This is a genomic window from Pseudoalteromonas rubra, assembly GCF_001482385.1.
Classification (GTDB): Bacteria; Pseudomonadota; Gammaproteobacteria; order Enterobacterales; family Alteromonadaceae; genus Pseudoalteromonas; species Pseudoalteromonas ardens.
Genome location: NZ_CP013612.1, coordinates 296,466 through 311,782 on the forward strand (window position 1 = coordinate 296,466; position 15,317 = coordinate 311,782).

A 15,317-nucleotide genomic window follows, 5' to 3' on the forward strand; every position below is an offset into this window, starting at 1 on the left:
TGTCACCCAAAATGCGTTTGAAGCAAAGGAGAGATTGAGTAGCCGCAACTACAGGCAATGAAGTCATTTGGCAACACCCCGACTGCTTAGGTGTTGCCAAACACGATTTACAGGCTTTTCTTAGGTGGCAATGCTACGTTGGCAAAGATAAGGCCGGCAATCAAAGACATGAAGATCAAAAAGGTCTGCTGGCCGATGTGATCGGCTGCCACAAAGTTCTGCCCTTCAATTAGCGAGTTTAAACCAATATAGGTTTTTGACCCGGGTACCAGCACAATCAACCCCTGCATCGCGACAATCGAGGCGGGTGCGTTGACGGTACGGTTAAACACATTACTGAACACACCTACGGCAAATGCGCCGACAAAAGTCCCCAGTGAATAGTCGAGGTAGATAGCTGAGCCTATGCTGGCTGCATAGGCAATAAAACCCGACGCAATTGACCAGCTGGCGTGTTTCAGCTTAGTGCGGAAAATCACAATCAGGCTGCTACACAGCAGCAATATTGCCATCCAGGCTGTCCATTTCGGGAGCGGGGCAGGCTGAACATAATCGCTCTGTCCAAACAGGAAGAAGCCAATACTGATACCTAAAAACGCACCAAAGTACAGCTTAAACAGCAACATAATGGCATCCATGACCCGAGCTGTCCCTGATACCAAGTGGCGTGCTGATAGCTCAGCAAAGCCAAGAGCCAGTGCCAGGCCGGGTATAAATACAATTATCGCCGAAAGTACGACCAGTCGGATATTAACCATAGGGTCCAGATACGACGAAATCGCACAGGCAGCCAGCGCAGAAGCGATTGCCACCACGGGCTCCAGCATGTGTGTTACGCGCTTTGAGCGAGTTGACCAGAGGACGAAGATAAAGACCAGAATCGACAACACCGCAGACCAAAGCACATCATTCCAGCTAGTGCCCATTAGCATTGCAAAGGCACCTCCTGACACCGCAAACGCGACACCCGTAAGTAGCCGTCCATAGGGATCTTTTGCCTGAGTTATGGCATCCAGATTCTGATCGGCTTGCTCGACACTGAGCTCGCCTGCCAGCATTCGATTCACAACATCATCTGTGTCGGCCAGTGAACCAAGGTTGTGGTCACCGGGTTCTACGCGGGCAACATGGGTGTACTCATCCTCGTGTCCTTCAGTCCAGATCACAAAAGTGACGGACGTTGGAGACATAACAAAGGACGACTTAAGCCCCAGGTGGGTGGCAACTTCCATCAGGTGGGCTTCCAGGCGATAAGCCGGGGTTCCGTATTGATGAAGCATTTTGCCTAATTTAACAATAAACTTACGCTTTTGTGTAAAGGTGGCTGAGTTCAACGGCGTGTAACCTAATTATAAGTAAAAATCGACAGCGACTTAGTGAGTAAGGAAGCTAACAGCTTGTTTCGCCTCCCTACCCAGTTTAGGCAATAACCTAAGTTGCCGCGAATTCTAACCACTTCTCACGTAAATTCAACGCATTTTATTTGCATTTTTTGCTTCAATCCATTGGGACATATATTGGGTACTGCGAAGCGTGTGGTGTTTCAGCATACTGCCGATGAAGTTTGCCCGCCTGTGTGGGCCCAAATTGGTCAGTAGATTGGTAATCTTTTGTTTTAGTTGAGACTCTAAAGGTTGCTTATCATAACGCGCCTGTAGCAGGGCCAGTCCGTTTTGTTGCGCCTGCAGATAGCGTGCTTCATCCCGGTATAAGGCCACCGCTTCGGCAGCAAAGGTTTGTGGGCAGTTGCTTATCGCACCGTGCCAGGGCAGGTCGCCATGCATGCCCTCTGAGCCAATCTCGGTGGTCACGCAAGGTGTCTGTGTGATCATCGCTTCGAGCAATTTACCTTTGATTCCGGCCCCAAAACGCAGTGGGGCAAGGCACACTTTACTTTGTGCCATTACGCTCAGTGCATCTTTTGCCCACCCTTTGATCAAAAAGCCGGTTTTAGGATTGTGTAATGCGGTTGCCTTGGGTGGCGGGTAGGAGCCATAAATGTGTAGCTCTGCATCTGGCAGTTGTTTATGGATCATCGGCCAAATTTTCTGCAGGTAAAGTACCGCATCCCAGTTCGGGGCGTGGCGAAAATTACCTATGGTCATAAAGTGCTTGCGGGTTTGAAAGTCTGGCGTTGTATTATCGAGTGCGCTCAAGTCGACCATAAATGGTAAGTGGTGCAATAGGTCGGAGGATACGCCAAACTGAGTAGTGAGCAATTGGTGCTCAAAATCAGAAATGATCAGCGATAAATCGCAACGCAAAATTGCGGCGATCTCACGCTTAGCCAGCTCACTGTCGAGCAGGCTGTCCAGGGTGAACGCTTGCTGAGTGCGATGTGCCGCATGACGTGCGTTGCGAAGACATTGCAGGTCCTCGGTGTCGAGGATTTTAAGCGCATCGGGTGCAAATTTATCGACCCGCCAGCCAAACTGTTCTTCCATCATAAAACGGTCAAACATCACGATATCAGGCTTAAGTTGCGCGATATAGTCGTCAAAACTACTGCAATTGAGGGCGATGGGGGTACAGGTGATCTGTTCCTGGCTTAAATCGGCCATATGCTCTGTTTGCTGGGCCGGGCTGGCAAATTCAACTTGCCAGTTCTGCGCGCGGAAAAAGCGCAGTAAGGACATCATATGACTGCCGGCGGCTGACGAATTCGGCTCCGGCCAGACATAACCTATTACTAAAACTTGTGTCATTTAAATGGAAGATTCTCTGAGTTGCAGCGATACATCCACTAGGGTCCGTACCGCAGGTTGCGATTAATTCATAATTTCTGCCAGTGCCTGGCAGGTGCGTTTACCGATATCATCAGCATCAATTCGCACGGATGACAAAGCGGGTTTCATTAATCTGGAATCGGCCAAATCATCAAAACCAACCACTTTGATATCTTTGCCTGGAGTGAGCCCGTGCTCTCGCATTGCTTCCATTGCACCATAAGCAATGACGTCACTAAAACAGACGATGGCCTGAGTATCCGGGGATTGCGAATACAGAGTATTAAATGCTTCGCGACCTCCCTGGCGGTTGGTCTGAGCGGTAATTTCAGGCATGGGCTCGGGTACTTTGCGTAGCGTGAGTGCGCTGCGAAAGCCAGCTAAACGTTCATGGTAATCCGAAATCTCGGGTGTACCACCGACAAAGGCCAGGCGCTCAATCCCCTGTTCGAGTAAATGCATGGTGGCCAGGTGTGTGCCTTTTTGATTGTCGGGCAGAATACAGGGGGCGTTACTGTAAGGGATCTCCCGCATAATATTGATAACAGGGAAACCAGAATCGACGAGTTTATTGACCCACTCCATGGTTGTGCCCGGTGCCGGCACCATGACAAACGCACTGACATTGTACTCTTTGAGCGTATTGACGACTTGTTGCTGACGCGTCAAATCTTCACTGGTATTCACCAGCATAGGCACCATACCCAGTGCATAAATGTGTTTTTCAAGGCCTACCGCCAGCTGTGCGGAATAAGGGTTAGTCAGGTCGTTGATCACCAAGGCGACCAGGTTGGAGCGCTTACTACGAAGTGCTGCGGCATCACGGTTATAGACGTAGCCTAATTTTTCTATGGCAGCGAGTACCTTTTCCCGGCTTTTGTCGCTGACTTTGTCGGAATGGGTAAGGACCAGAGAAACGGTTGATTTTGATACTTGCGCTTCTCTGGCAACATCGAAGATGGTTACTTTGTCTGGCTTTTTATTGTTGTTCATAATGGCCTGAATAGCTGCTCAAACGGTTGACGAACCCTTAGTTTACCGTAACTTCGCGCCTAGATGCACGTTATACCACTAACATTAGTGCATAACCAATCTGAAGGCTTTAATTGATCGCTAACGATATTAAAAAAATCTCATTCAGAACAACTAAGTATCAGATATTTTTGTAGTTATAGCGACGAAAATCTTTGTGCTCCGGGTTAGCCTGAGAATTGACCGGATTGTTATCAAACTAGTGCACATTTAGGTAATTTCGTTATATCATGAGAGGTTGAGATAAGAATTCAAGGGTAGAAAAGTGGTGAAAAAGAGCCCGGCTTTGCTGTTTTTTTTAGCTTGTTGTTTGTGGATTAATGCTGCGCTGGCGGCATCTGATGGTTATCAGGTGCCAAGAGAAGAAATTGCGCAACTGGTAGGCGTGCCGCCAATGCCAGAGGTGTTGCTCAATGAACAACATGTCTGGATGGCGCTACTAACCAAGCAAAAAAGCGTGCAACGGCCAGATGAAGCAGGTCTGCGTTACGGCGATTTACACTTCGATCCCACTACCTTTATGCGGTTGGGCGTGGTGACCTATTCAGGTCTGAGCTTTAAACATGTTGCGACGGGTGCCGAAGTAAAAGTAGAAAACTTGCCACCTGGTGAAGTATTTGCTCCACGGTGGAGTGCAGATGGTCGCTATCTGGCCTTTATCTTGCGCACCGAGCAGGATGGCCGTTTATGGGTCTATGACATCAAGCAGCGAGAACTACGCGCTGTGTCTCGTTTTCCACTCAATGGCGTGACCACGGAAGTCCCTTATCATTGGCTGCCTGACAGCTCCGGACTGGTGGTCAATAGTGCTATAAACCATACAGGAAAACGACAACAAACTGTTCTTCAATCTCGGCTGAGCGGACCGGTTGTCGCGCAATCGCATGGTGCACTCAGTGTCGTGACTGACACCACAAAAAACCTCTCTACAGAAGTATTCGCGCATTATGCTCAGGGGCAGCTAATTAAAGTGCCTTTGCAAGGTCGGCCCGTAGCCATTGGTGGCCCAGCTTATTTCCACCATTTTACCCCTTCACCGGATGCAACTAATCTGCTGGTGGCTATGTCTTTACTCGAAGCGCCACAGCAGTCACAATCGCTACAACGCTCGCTGGCGAATCACCCGAGTGTCTGGCAGGTTTGGGGAATGACTGGGTTTGCCTTGTATGAATTGTACCGACCGGTAATGCCTCCCGAATCGCTAAGTGAAGAACAAAATGTTCTGGCGGCTATTTCAACACCTCCGGCTGCTCCAATGCGTAGTCATTTCCAGTGGCGTGCAGACAAGGGAGCAACTGTTGTCTGGGCGCAAGAAGGTGATGCTGAGAACGCGTATGGTCTGTACCATATCTCGTCGCCATTTAAGCGCGCCCCTCGATTGTTTATGGCACTTCAGGAGCCTTTGGTGTCTCTGAACTGGGGCGATTCTAATATTGCCATACTCACTCAGGCAGAAAGCGAGCGTTTCTGGCGGACTTCTGTGATCAACCCACTGGCACCGCAACGCAATCCCCTGGAGGTCGCGAGATATAAAGTCGCTGATGCGCAGTCTGAGCAGTGGCTGATGACCCGCAACGATTTGGGTGCCCCGGTTTTGAAAGTTGTGGGCAGCAGATATTTGTTTATTCAGGGAACAGAAAGAGTGCAGGGCGAGGAGTTACCCTTTCTCGACCGGTTTGATGCCAGAGCCAATACGCGAACCCGGATCTGGCAATCTGAGGCCCCTTCTTTTGAGCAGTTTGTGGCGTTACTGGATGATGAAGGCATGCGCTTCATCACGTTGAGGCAATCTAAACAGGATCAGCCAAATTACTTTGTGCATGATCGGACATTTAATTCTCAGGAGCAGATCACACATTTCAGACATCCGTACCCTGCGTTACGCGGTTTGTCCCGTGAGGTGCTGAGTTTTGCTCGTGGGGATGGCACACAAATAACCGGTACGCTCTATTTGAATACAAACTATGATCCCAGTCTGGGCCGGGTACCAGTCTTGATGTGGGTAAAGTCGCCGGAGCAGACAAAACAAGCATTTAGCTCCCCTCATTATTTTGTGCCTCTGGATCATCTTGGTCCTTTGCCCCATCTCTCACAAGGTTATGCGGTATTTGAAATTGACGGGTTCACTTTGCCAGGTGAGCAGAATGCGGCGCAGTTAAGGCAGCAATGGCAGTCTACTGCTCAGGCTGCGGTTGCGGTGTTAGCACAACAGGGGATTGCAGATGTCAGTAAAGTAGCAATTGGCGGGCAGGGTGCGGGAGCAACTGTGGTCGTTGATTTGCTGGCTCATACGGATTTATTTGTTACCGGTATGGCACGCAGTGGCACTTATAATTTTACACTGGCGCCTTTTGCCTATGAACAACAAACGGGCACTTTATGGCGAGATCCTCAAGCTTATCTGGCCGCGTCACCCATTGCGTATGCGGACAAAATTACGGCGTCGTTGCTTCTTATCCATGGCTATCAGGATCGTCAGCCTGGTCGCTTTCCAGTGCAAAGCGAGCGCTTATTCAGCGCATTGAATGACTTGGGTAAACGCGCGCGCCTGGTGTTGTTGCCAGAGACAGATCATGACTACACAAACCGACAGGATGTGTTACACATGTTGTGGGAGCAGCAAAGTTGGCTGCAACGCCATTTTGATCCATTGCCGTTGATTGAAGAAATCAACCAGGTGCCAGAGGCGTTGCGATTTGAGCTGGCGCCCGAGTCTGTCACGCCCTGGCCGATGTAATTCTATTGTTTGGCGGACAACGAGCTACCTAATGAAGCGGCGATCACCATAAAGATCGCCAGCCACTGCCAGGTACTTAGTAGTTCTCCTAAGATCACTAAGCCAGCCAGCGCTGCGATGGCCGGCTCCATACTCATCATAATACTAAAGCCCTGGGCTGGCATTTTCTTTAACGCAACCATTTCAAGGCTGTAGGGCAAGGCACTTGATAATAATCCAATCGCAATACCAAGAGGGATCAAAGACCAATCAAGCAATGCCATTCCCTGTGATACGACCCCAACGGGTACAACGGCAAATGCCGCAACACTCATACCGATTGCGACTGTCGCACCGCCACTCCCGTGACCACCACTTTTCTTGCCAAACAGAATATAACCTGCCCAACACGCGCCGGCGGTGAGTGCAAGCAATACGCCGATCGGGTCCAGGCCATCTACTTCGCCCATCTGCGGCAGTAACAGCAATATGCCTGCAAGCGCCAGTGCTACCCAGAGGTAATCTCGTTTACGTCGGGATGAGAATAATGCCACCGCAAGTGGTCCGGTAAACTCCAGTGCGACACCAATGCCAAGCGGGATGCGTTCTATCGCATAATAAAATGTCAGATTCATAATACCCAGGCTTAGTCCATATAAAATCACTGGACGCCAGTTTTTGGGCAAATGCCGCCAGGGCCGAAAGACCAAACATAATATCAGTGCCGAAAATCCCAGGCGATAAGCCGTCGTGCCCTCTGGCCCGACATGAGGAAATAGCTGTTTGGCAATTGAAGCACCAGACTGAATGGTAACCATAGCCAGTAACAAGCACGCGATGGCATACAGAAAGCTTTTGTTTAAAACATGCATCGAGAAATCTCGCTATAAATAAAGGCCGCCAGTCTACTTATCAAAATGGTACTGCTCAATAGTTTTGTATACATTATTCCGTAATTTCCGATTTTGAATAAATCGAGGTGACTTTAATTTAAAAATCATTACCAAGTTGTATTTTTTTCTTATAAATGGTGTGTTCATTTTAGTTTAAGATCCTCGTATTTTTGTGCCCGGATATTAACTGTCCCTCAGTTTCATTATATAATCATATTCGTATATAGGAGAGCCGTGCAGTGAAAAGTATCTATTTGAAAGGTGAAAATCCAGACCTGATTTGGTTAGTTGGTGCTTTGTTAAAGCATCATAATCCAGATGTCTTGCTGGGTAATACGATGACCACGCAACAGATCAGTTTTGGGGCAAAACAAGCGCTATCCGAGTTTGGACTGAGCAGAAACCTGAGTTTCAGCCAAAACGACGTTAATGAGGAAGAGTGCGATATTATGCTTCACCTTTCTCAGGGAGCATGCTCTGAACAGGAAGGAAAACAAACACAGCAAACACTGTTCTGGCAACTTGCTTTAGAGGACGTTGATGAGTCTTTTAACCCATATCGTAAGGCTCTATATGAGTTAAATTGCAAAGTACGTAATCTGTTAGCTGAGCCGCAACATATCGAGCCCATTACCCCAATGGCTTTTTATAAAGCCATGAGTGACGAGTTAAGGTTGAAAACGCTGCTGCTGATTTTGCAGGAGCAGGAGCTGTGTGTCTGTGAGTTGATGGTGGCACTGGATGAGCCCAGTCAGCCTAAGGTGTCCAGGCACCTGGCACAACTCAGAAAAGCGGGTATTCTGACTATACGAAAGCAAAGTCAGTGGGTGTACTATGCATTGAATACAGAGTTACCAGGCTGGATGCAGCAAGTTTTACAGCGTACTTTGCTTGGAGAACCCGCTTGTATTGAGAAGGAACTGGCCAGGCTGGACCTGATGGGAGACAGGCCAGCGCGTCAACAAAGCTGTTGTGCCTAGTACGTACTGAGGTAGGCAAGCCAGTCTTTTTCATGCCTGAGCATCATAGCATGTTTTTTTGACCTCAAATGTGCGTGTTTATCTTGCTCGCTCAGAAAGGGTCCAGCACGACACATAGCACAGTGATTTTGTGTTAAATAGGGTGGCAGATAAAGCGATTCACGCAAAACTGCGTGAGGCTTTGCTGACCAGCAATAGGTGATACCGCTGGTATCTTTAACATGTTTATCTCTGTCGACATTGCGGATCCGATAGCCCTCGAATGCCTTTATATTGAACTCACTCTGGCCCAGATAATGATAGTCCAGCCCGTTACATAGCGAGTCCTCTAGATTCCACTCGCAGTAAGGTTTGACATCTTTCGAAGTGATCAATGCGAGCATTGGGCCTGCCGGGTCAAGTGCAAAGCGGTGGCTGAAGTCGATAAAATTACGTAACAAACGTCGATTCAGTGTGTTTGTCGATAGTGGCTGAGCTTCAAATGCTTGCTTGCTGGGGAATGCAGGGATTAAAGGAAACTGGAAAATCACCGCGTCAAACTGCTTTCCTTGTAAGGCTTCCCAGCAGCTTGGGTTATTGACGTCAAACTCGCTCAGCACAGGTACATTTGAATCGCGTAAGCTGTCCAAAGCATGAAGCTGGTATTTGCTTCTCAGGGTGGCTTCATCGTCATAGATACTGGCACATAAATGACCGGGTTTTAACTGTCTGCTCAGTGATAAGGAAAAGCTCAGATCACCATCACCCACGGTCAATATGCGCCAATTTGCATCTATTATCATAACATTACTACCCAGATAAATAACAAAGGCGCGATGATAGCAGATGCACAAAGGGGGATAAACCGGGCGACTCAGATCTGAACCACCCGGGATAAAACTAGTGTGTTACTTCATCAAGTAATCTAAGCACGTCACGGCTGGCCTGTTCCATGCGATTAAGCTCGCCGATAGCTTTTTGTTTTTCGCCGGCAATAAACAGAGTCATCGCTTCGACACCGGCACGATGGACCTCTCGATGCGGGCCGTCAATACGATTGGGTAATCCCGATTTACTTATCACTTTGCCCGCTTCACCACTGAGCCACTTACCCAGGCGGCAGCTCGTGTGGTCGGCAAACTCTGTGATTTGCTTGTTACTATTGCCTGCAATAACGCCGTATACTTCACCCTTCCATACAACATGATCGAGCTTTGCTGTCTGCACAAAAGTTTGCAGCGATGCTGAGACAATAGTCTGCTTCATAGAGCCGCAGCAACTGACAATATTACCGTATTCATCGTTGAGGTGGGCAATGCTCGAAGATAAATCGTTGTTGGAGTTTTGAATGACATTCACTCCGTCGACCGTGAGCTGAGTTGTATCTATGATCTTTTTAACCAGATCTGAAACTTCGTTCGCCGACTCGTTGGTGTTGTTTGCCAGCGCCCGAACTTCATCGGCAACTACACTAAAGCCACGGCCAGCTTCACCGGCTCGGGCTGCCTCGATAGCGGCATTGAGTGCAAGAAGGTTGGTTTGATCAGAGATTTTTGAAATCGTGGTGACAAAAGTGTTGATGTTATCTGCCATATGCGAAAGGCCAGAAATATTGTCGGTCATGCTGGCCATATTGGTTGACAGACTGGACATGCCTGAGAGGATCTTTTCCAATGATGACTCTGAGGTTTCAAACGAGGCACTAACCTGAGAAATTGAGCTGCTTTCTTCCTCTATCTGATGCAGACTGCGCAGCACGGCGTCACGTACTTCGTGGATCTGACCAAGCCCGGAAAGTGCACATTGCAAAAGCTGATTGTCCGTGTTGTCGTTTAATTGCTGTTGTGCTTCAACAAGCTCATTTTGCATTGCTTGTTTTTCTGCCTCCAGTTGCTCATATGCCTGTCGTTGTGCGGCCAATTCTGCTTTCAACTGTTGGATTTCCGATTGTTGACTGGTATTGGCAAAAAGATTCTTTAACACTGAGGTTCCCTCGACTATCAAAACTGCCAGCAGCATAACAGTCAAGCCACTAAAGTGCTATATTTATGTAAATAAACAATGAGCTACATAAAAAATAAGTAAAAAGAATCGGGTTCGGGCGTGGCTAAAACACCGAAAATCACATCGTAATACCAATTTGCTTAATTAAGTGTTCTATTTTGAGGCGAGAAAATATAGTCGATAACACCGCTCTCGCGTCCTGCTATCGCTGAGGCACCTACGTCCATATAGGCGAGGCAAAAATTTTGCTATTTAGTTGTTCTAAATGAAAAATTTTTAACGCTGTTAGCGTCCTATTTGCTCCTTCAAATAGACCAGGTATTAAGTGAAATTGGTATAAATACTCAGCGCTTGTCGGTGTTATCTGACTGAGGTGCGGATACTTTTACTGGCTTTGTTCTCATACATACCTATATCGGCCTTGTGGAGTAATACATCCGGGTCTTCAGCTGGGTCGGCCGCAGTTCTGCCTATGCTCACTCCAACACCATATTCAAAGATCTCTTCTAACAGTTTTGCCCGCAGGGCATCTTCTTTTATAACTATCTCACTGGTAAAGGCCACAAATTCATCGCCACCTATTCGAAAGCAGGCATCAGCAGTGAACTCTCGCATCATCGCTTCAGCCACTTTTTTTAGTATCTTATCACCAATATTGTGACCATATTTATCATTGGCTTGTTTAAAGTTATCCAGATCGAAGTAATACAGGTAAGCACTGGAGGTACACAAACGCTCAAATTGTTCAAAGCAAGCCCGTCGATTTCCCAATCCTGTCAACTCGTCGTGTGTTGCATCAAACTTTAACTTTTGTTCCAGTTTTTGGCGCTCTGCGATTTCGAGGTTGAGTGCAGAGATGGTTTCGCGTTTTTGCGTAAGAATGGTATGCATGCCATAGCACACCAGTATAAAGCCCAAATGCTTCAATGACGTGTCAAAGGTGTTGACAGGGATAAGCTCAATGGTCATCAATTCATCAAGGAGATCCAGTAACAGGCCAGTGCAGTAGATCCCCCAGGCGTATAAAAGCAGCTTATGCTGTAGATGAGGCAGGCTGAACATCAGCACAGTTAATGAAATAGCAAACCATATAAGCTCTTCTACCGTTTCCCCAAAAGAGGCATGGTTGCCGTAGAGTATGATGATAACGCAAGCCGTTACAAGCCAGATCAGAGCCAGTAGTAATTTTTGACGCATATGCAACCCTCCGTATCCCCTTTAGTTATAGCAGGTTTTAAACGGGCTGTAGCACTGTGAGTTTATCCGGCAAGCTCGATTGCCTGTGCGACCATGAATAAATGGCTGACAAAGACAACAGAAGTTAGCGTGAAGCGCATTTTTTGATAATCCTGATGCGTCTCCTGCCAGGCCGGAGCGCTGCGTTCAAAAATCAACACCAACCAATAAGCCACTGACAGGTAGCTTAGCATCACAACCTGAGAGGCAACGGCGAGCAACGGGAAAGGGACGATCACCAGAATGGCGACTACGGCACGCTGTTGTGATTGCTCCCCAGGCCGCCATAAGCTGCCAGCCAGAAATGCCAAAACGCCCAGGCTATAGTAGCTAAACGCGTCGATAATGGCCGTTGAGCTGCCAACCATTAATGTGAGTGCCACACAGAGTAAAAAAGGAATAAAGCCAATGTAGGCCAGCATAATGTGGTTAAAGTATGGGTGCATCTAGTTCTCTTAAAAGTTTGTTCTGACTATTGTTTTAATTATATCTGATATACGCATAAACTTTGCCAAAGTTTCATCAATTTTTTGGATTACAGTAATCCGAACAATCCATTTTAATAATATTTCAATTCTCTCTATCTTAGTAATCACACAGAGACGACATGGCTGATACAGCATCAGGCCTGTGACCCTTTAACTTAAAAACTGAGAGAGAAAAAACATGACTACCTCTTTGATCAATACCCAGATCCAACCTTTTAACGCAACCGCTTTTCACCATGGTGAGTTTGTTGATGTGAGTGAAAAAGACCTGCTTGGCAAATGGTCTATTGTCTTTTTCTACCCGGCCGACTTTACCTTTGTATGTCCTACCGAGCTTGGTGATCTGGCTGACCATCATGCACAGCTACAAGAGATGGGCGTTGAGGTTTATTCCGTGTCTACAGATACACACTTTACGCACAAAGCCTGGCATGACGCGTCAGAGACCATCAAGAAAATCCAATTCCCAATGATAGGCGACCCGACAGGCAAAATTACTCGCAACTTCGGTGTGATGATTGAAGAAGAGGGTCTGGCGTTACGCGGTACTTTCGTCATTAACCCGGAAGGCGAAATCAAGGTGGTTGAAACCCATGATCTGGGTATTGGTCGCAGTGCCAAAGAGCTGGTTCGTAAAGTTCAGGCGGCTCAGTACATTGCCTCACATGACGGTGAAGTTTGTCCTGCTTCATGGCAGCCAGGTGAAGAGACACTTGCGCCGTCGTTAGACCTGGTTGGCAAATTATAATCAGTCACGGTGTTCGGGCCGAGTTGGCCCGACTCTGTTAACCCGCAGCAAACTCACCCTGGGGGTCGAAGAAAACGGTCTATTGGCGTAAATTTCGAGGATGTACAGAATGTTAGACAAGCAAATTAAAAGTCAGCTGCAAACCCATTTTGCTGCACTGACCGACCCAATTGAGCTGATTTTAGCGCTAGATGACAGTGCCAAATCAGCAGAGGTGGCGTCACTGGCACAGGAGTTAGCCTCGCTCAGTGATCTGATCACCCTGGAGCAGGCGCAAAGTAGTGAGCGCGCACCCAGCATGACCATATACTCCCCAAAGAGAGATACTCGGATCGAGTTTGCTGGGGTGCCCATGGGGCACGAATTTACCAGCCTGGTGTTGGCGCTGCTGCACAGCGGCGGACACAAGGCAAAAGTGTCTGAGCAGGAACTGGCAGTGATCCAGTCACTGCAAGACGAACTGCATTTTGAAGTTTATATATCGTTGAGTTGCCAGACTTGTCCGCAAGTTGTACAGGCACTCAATCTAATGGCCGCACATAACCCTAAGATCAAAGCCACTATGGTTGATGGCGCGCTGTTTCCTGACGAAGTTGCGCAGCGCAACGTGCTGGCGGTACCCAGTGTATTTTTAAATGGTGAGTTGTTTAGTCAGGGCGCCATCACATTGAGTGATGTACTTGCCAAGCTGGATAACACACTTGGCGAACAACAAGCCGAGGCGCTTGGCCAAAAGTCGGTATTCGACGTACTGGTTGTTGGCGGCGGGCCGGCAGGTGCTGCGGCAGCCATTTATGCAGCTCGTAAAGGTCTTAATACAGGTGTTGTGGCAGAGCGTTTTGGCGGTCAGGTCGCAGATACTATGAGTATTGAGAATTTTATTTCTGTGTCAGCTACGCAGGGGCCCAAACTGGTTGCTCAGCTTGAAGAGCATGTGAACGATTATCAGGTGGACGTGATGAAAAACCAGCGTGCCAGTGGCTTGTCTATGGGCAATAACCTTGAGCTGACGCTGGAAAATGGTGCGACACTAAAAGCCAAATCTCTGGTGATAGCGACGGGTGCACGCTGGCGCACAATGAATGTTCCTGGTGAACAGGAGTATAAAGGGCGTGGTGTTGCATATTGCCCGCATTGTGACGGACCCTTGTTCAAAGGTAAATCTGTTGCGGTCATTGGTGGTGGCAACTCAGGTATCGAAGCGGCCATTGACCTGGCTAATCTGGTTGAGCATGTCACTGTGCTGGAGTTTGCAGACTCGTTGAAAGCCGATGAAGTGTTAATTAAAAAGGCACACAGCCTGAACAATGTGACCATTATTACGAATGCGCAAACGACCGAAGTGCTCGGTGATGGCCAGAAAGTCACTGGACTGACCTACATGGATAGACAAAGTAACCAGCAACATCAGCTTGAACTTGCCGGGATATTTGTACAAATAGGCCTGATCCCCAATACTGAATGGCTGGAAGGCAGCGGTATGGCATTGACCCCGTTTGGCGAAATTGCCATTGATGCAAAGGGGGCGACCAGTATATCCGGCGTATTTGCCGCAGGTGATGTTACCACTGAGCCTTATAAGCAAATTATCATTGCGATGGGCGGGGGAGCGACAGCCAGTCTGAGTGCATTTGACTATTTGATCAGACATCAGTCAGATTTGGCTGAAGAGGCGGCCTGAAGAGCACATAGATAACCCAAATTACACCCAAGCCTGTACTCATCTGAGTACAGTTAAGCCACAACTGGATTTGCACTGGTTGTGGCTTTTTTGTCTCTGAACTTTACAACCTCGAGGTTGGACTATACTTGCGGGTGTACTTCTATGTGTTGACGCTAGGTCACTTTGATTATTGGGCTTGCGCAGGTCGGACAGTATGCAGTAAAAGTGAGCACAGCACCTGAAGAACATGGTGATATAGCAAGGTATCAGTACAGTGCTATATCAGTCTGCATACGTATACAAGGCTGCAACAATGAAAACCTCAATCGCGTCTGGTGCCCCGCGAAATACCTTAGGTCTGGTTTTTTGCTCGTCACTGTTACTTGCGCTGGCTGGATGTGGGGTTGACTCCCCCAGCTCAAGTACTACTAACACTCCACCGACTCAATCAGATCCACCACAGTCTGATCCACCTCAATCCGATGCGCCTACAACAAAAGGCTACAAGGTAGAACTGAGTGCAACTCAGTCGATATCGGCTTATGAATTAAAACTGGACTTTAGCGTTGCGCCCAATGAAGGGTCAATGTCAATGAGCAACAGTTTTATTGTGTCTGACGGCACTTTGGTTGCCCTGGGCCCTGTGTCGGCACAGGAAGGTAAATCTCTGCACTTTGGTGCACTTACTTATGGCAATAGTAGTGGTTTTACAGGCTCTGCTGAAGTGCTGACATTCGAAGTCAGTGTCGACTCAGGTACGACGCCTGAAGTGTCCAGCACTAAAACACTTTGCATGAATCGACTGGCGCAACAAGTAAGTTGCAGCATTTCGGTCAGTGAACAGTGAGGGCG

12 protein-coding genes and 1 pseudogene are annotated in these 15,317 nt (G+C 47.9%); 5 read left to right on the forward strand and 8 right to left on the reverse strand.

What is annotated here, in order from left to right:
- Positions 1-107: 107 nt before the first annotated feature.
- From AT705_RS20685 to AT705_RS20695, 3 genes and pseudogenes are all read right to left on the reverse strand, one after another.
- Positions 108-1,334 (reverse strand): threonine/serine ThrE exporter family protein, encoded by a 1,227-nt coding sequence (locus AT705_RS20685; protein ID WP_082669099.1) that lies wholly within the window; start codon positions 1,332-1,334, stop codon positions 108-110.
- 135 nt (positions 1,335-1,469) lie between these two features.
- Positions 1,470-2,705, reverse strand: coding sequence for a glycosyltransferase (locus tag AT705_RS20690; protein WP_058798264.1), 1,236 nt, complete (start codon positions 2,703-2,705; stop codon positions 1,470-1,472).
- Between the two features lie 66 nt (positions 2,706-2,771).
- Positions 2,772-3,719 (reverse strand): annotated as a pseudogene (locus AT705_RS20695) (LacI family DNA-binding transcriptional regulator); the annotation flags it as partial.
- A 325-nt stretch (positions 3,720-4,044) separates the two neighbouring features.
- Here AT705_RS20695 and AT705_RS20700 point away from each other — a divergent pair.
- Positions 4,045-6,495 carry an alpha/beta hydrolase family protein gene (locus tag AT705_RS20700; protein WP_157576939.1) on the forward strand — a complete coding sequence of 817 codons (2,451 nt, stop codon included), beginning with the start codon at positions 4,045-4,047 and terminating at the stop codon, positions 6,493-6,495.
- 2 nt (positions 6,496-6,497) lie between these two features.
- Here AT705_RS20700 and AT705_RS20705 read toward each other — a convergent pair whose 3' ends face one another.
- Positions 6,498-7,346: an EamA family transporter gene (locus tag AT705_RS20705; protein ID WP_058798267.1), complete on the reverse strand. Its 849-nt coding sequence runs from the start codon at positions 7,344-7,346 to the stop codon at positions 6,498-6,500.
- 260 nt (positions 7,347-7,606) lie between these two features.
- On the opposite strand from AT705_RS20705, the gene AT705_RS20710 reads away from it, so the two are divergent.
- Positions 7,607-8,347, forward strand: coding sequence for a metalloregulator ArsR/SmtB family transcription factor (locus AT705_RS20710; RefSeq protein ID WP_237113868.1), 741 nt, complete (start codon positions 7,607-7,609; stop codon positions 8,345-8,347).
- Here the strand turns inward: AT705_RS20710 and AT705_RS20715 are convergent.
- The 4 genes from AT705_RS20715 to AT705_RS20730 all read right to left on the reverse strand — a co-directional run bounded on the left by AT705_RS20715 (position 8,344) and on the right by AT705_RS20730 (position 12,012).
- On the reverse strand, positions 8,344-9,129 hold the full coding sequence (locus tag AT705_RS20715) for a class I SAM-dependent methyltransferase (RefSeq protein ID WP_058798268.1): 786 nt from the start codon (positions 9,127-9,129) through the stop codon (positions 8,344-8,346). The two genes, AT705_RS20710 and AT705_RS20715, sit on opposite strands and share 4 nt — an antisense overlap.
- A 97-nt stretch (positions 9,130-9,226) precedes the next feature.
- Positions 9,227-10,309 carry a methyl-accepting chemotaxis protein gene (locus tag AT705_RS26030; protein ID WP_058798913.1) on the reverse strand — a complete coding sequence of 361 codons (1,083 nt, stop codon included), beginning with the start codon at positions 10,307-10,309 and terminating at the stop codon, positions 9,227-9,229.
- Between the two features lie 381 nt (positions 10,310-10,690).
- Positions 10,691-11,527: a GGDEF domain-containing protein gene (locus AT705_RS20725; protein ID WP_058798269.1), complete on the reverse strand. Its 837-nt coding sequence runs from the start codon at positions 11,525-11,527 to the stop codon at positions 10,691-10,693.
- 62 nt (positions 11,528-11,589) lie between these two features.
- A complete protein-coding gene (locus AT705_RS20730) occupies positions 11,590-12,012 on the reverse strand; it encodes a DUF3429 family protein (protein ID WP_058798270.1) in 423 nt (140 codons plus the stop codon).
- 220 nt (positions 12,013-12,232) lie between these two features.
- On the opposite strand from AT705_RS20730, the gene ahpC reads away from it, so the two are divergent.
- From ahpC to AT705_RS20745, 3 genes are all read left to right on the forward strand, one after another.
- A complete protein-coding gene (ahpC, locus tag AT705_RS20735; RefSeq protein WP_058798271.1) occupies positions 12,233-12,802 on the forward strand; it encodes an alkyl hydroperoxide reductase subunit C in 570 nt (189 codons plus the stop codon).
- A gap of 109 nt (positions 12,803-12,911) precedes the next feature.
- The gene (ahpF, locus tag AT705_RS20740; protein ID WP_058798272.1) at positions 12,912-14,483 is read left to right on the forward strand and encodes an alkyl hydroperoxide reductase subunit F; all 1,572 of its coding nucleotides are present in this window, start codon (positions 12,912-12,914) and stop codon (positions 14,481-14,483) included.
- 295 nt (positions 14,484-14,778) lie between these two features.
- Positions 14,779-15,312, forward strand: a complete 534-nt coding sequence (locus AT705_RS20745; protein ID WP_058798273.1) for a hypothetical protein — start codon at positions 14,779-14,781, stop codon at positions 15,310-15,312.
- Positions 15,313-15,317: the final 5 nt, after the last annotated feature.

What these genes read in the sequence shown, in the direction of transcription:
- AT705_RS20715 (WP_058798268.1), bottom strand. Translation starts at nt 9,129, where the DNA reads ATGATAATAGATGCAAATTGGCGCATATTGACCGTGGGTGATGGTGAT.
- ahpF (WP_058798272.1), top strand. Translation starts at nt 12,912, where the DNA reads ATGTTAGACAAGCAAATTAAAAGTCAGCTGCAAACCCATTTTGCTGCA.
- AT705_RS20725 (WP_058798269.1), bottom strand. Translation starts at nt 11,527, where the DNA reads ATGCGTCAAAAATTACTACTGGCTCTGATCTGGCTTGTAACGGCTTGC.
- AT705_RS20730 (WP_058798270.1), bottom strand. Translation starts at nt 12,012, where the DNA reads ATGCACCCATACTTTAACCACATTATGCTGGCCTACATTGGCTTTATT.
- AT705_RS20745 (WP_058798273.1), top strand. Translation starts at nt 14,779, where the DNA reads ATGAAAACCTCAATCGCGTCTGGTGCCCCGCGAAATACCTTAGGTCTG.
- ahpC (WP_058798271.1), top strand. Translation starts at nt 12,233, where the DNA reads ATGACTACCTCTTTGATCAATACCCAGATCCAACCTTTTAACGCAACC.
- AT705_RS20705 (WP_058798267.1), bottom strand. Translation starts at nt 7,346, where the DNA reads ATGCATGTTTTAAACAAAAGCTTTCTGTATGCCATCGCGTGCTTGTTA.
- AT705_RS20690 (WP_058798264.1), bottom strand. Translation starts at nt 2,705, where the DNA reads ATGACACAAGTTTTAGTAATAGGTTATGTCTGGCCGGAGCCGAATTCG.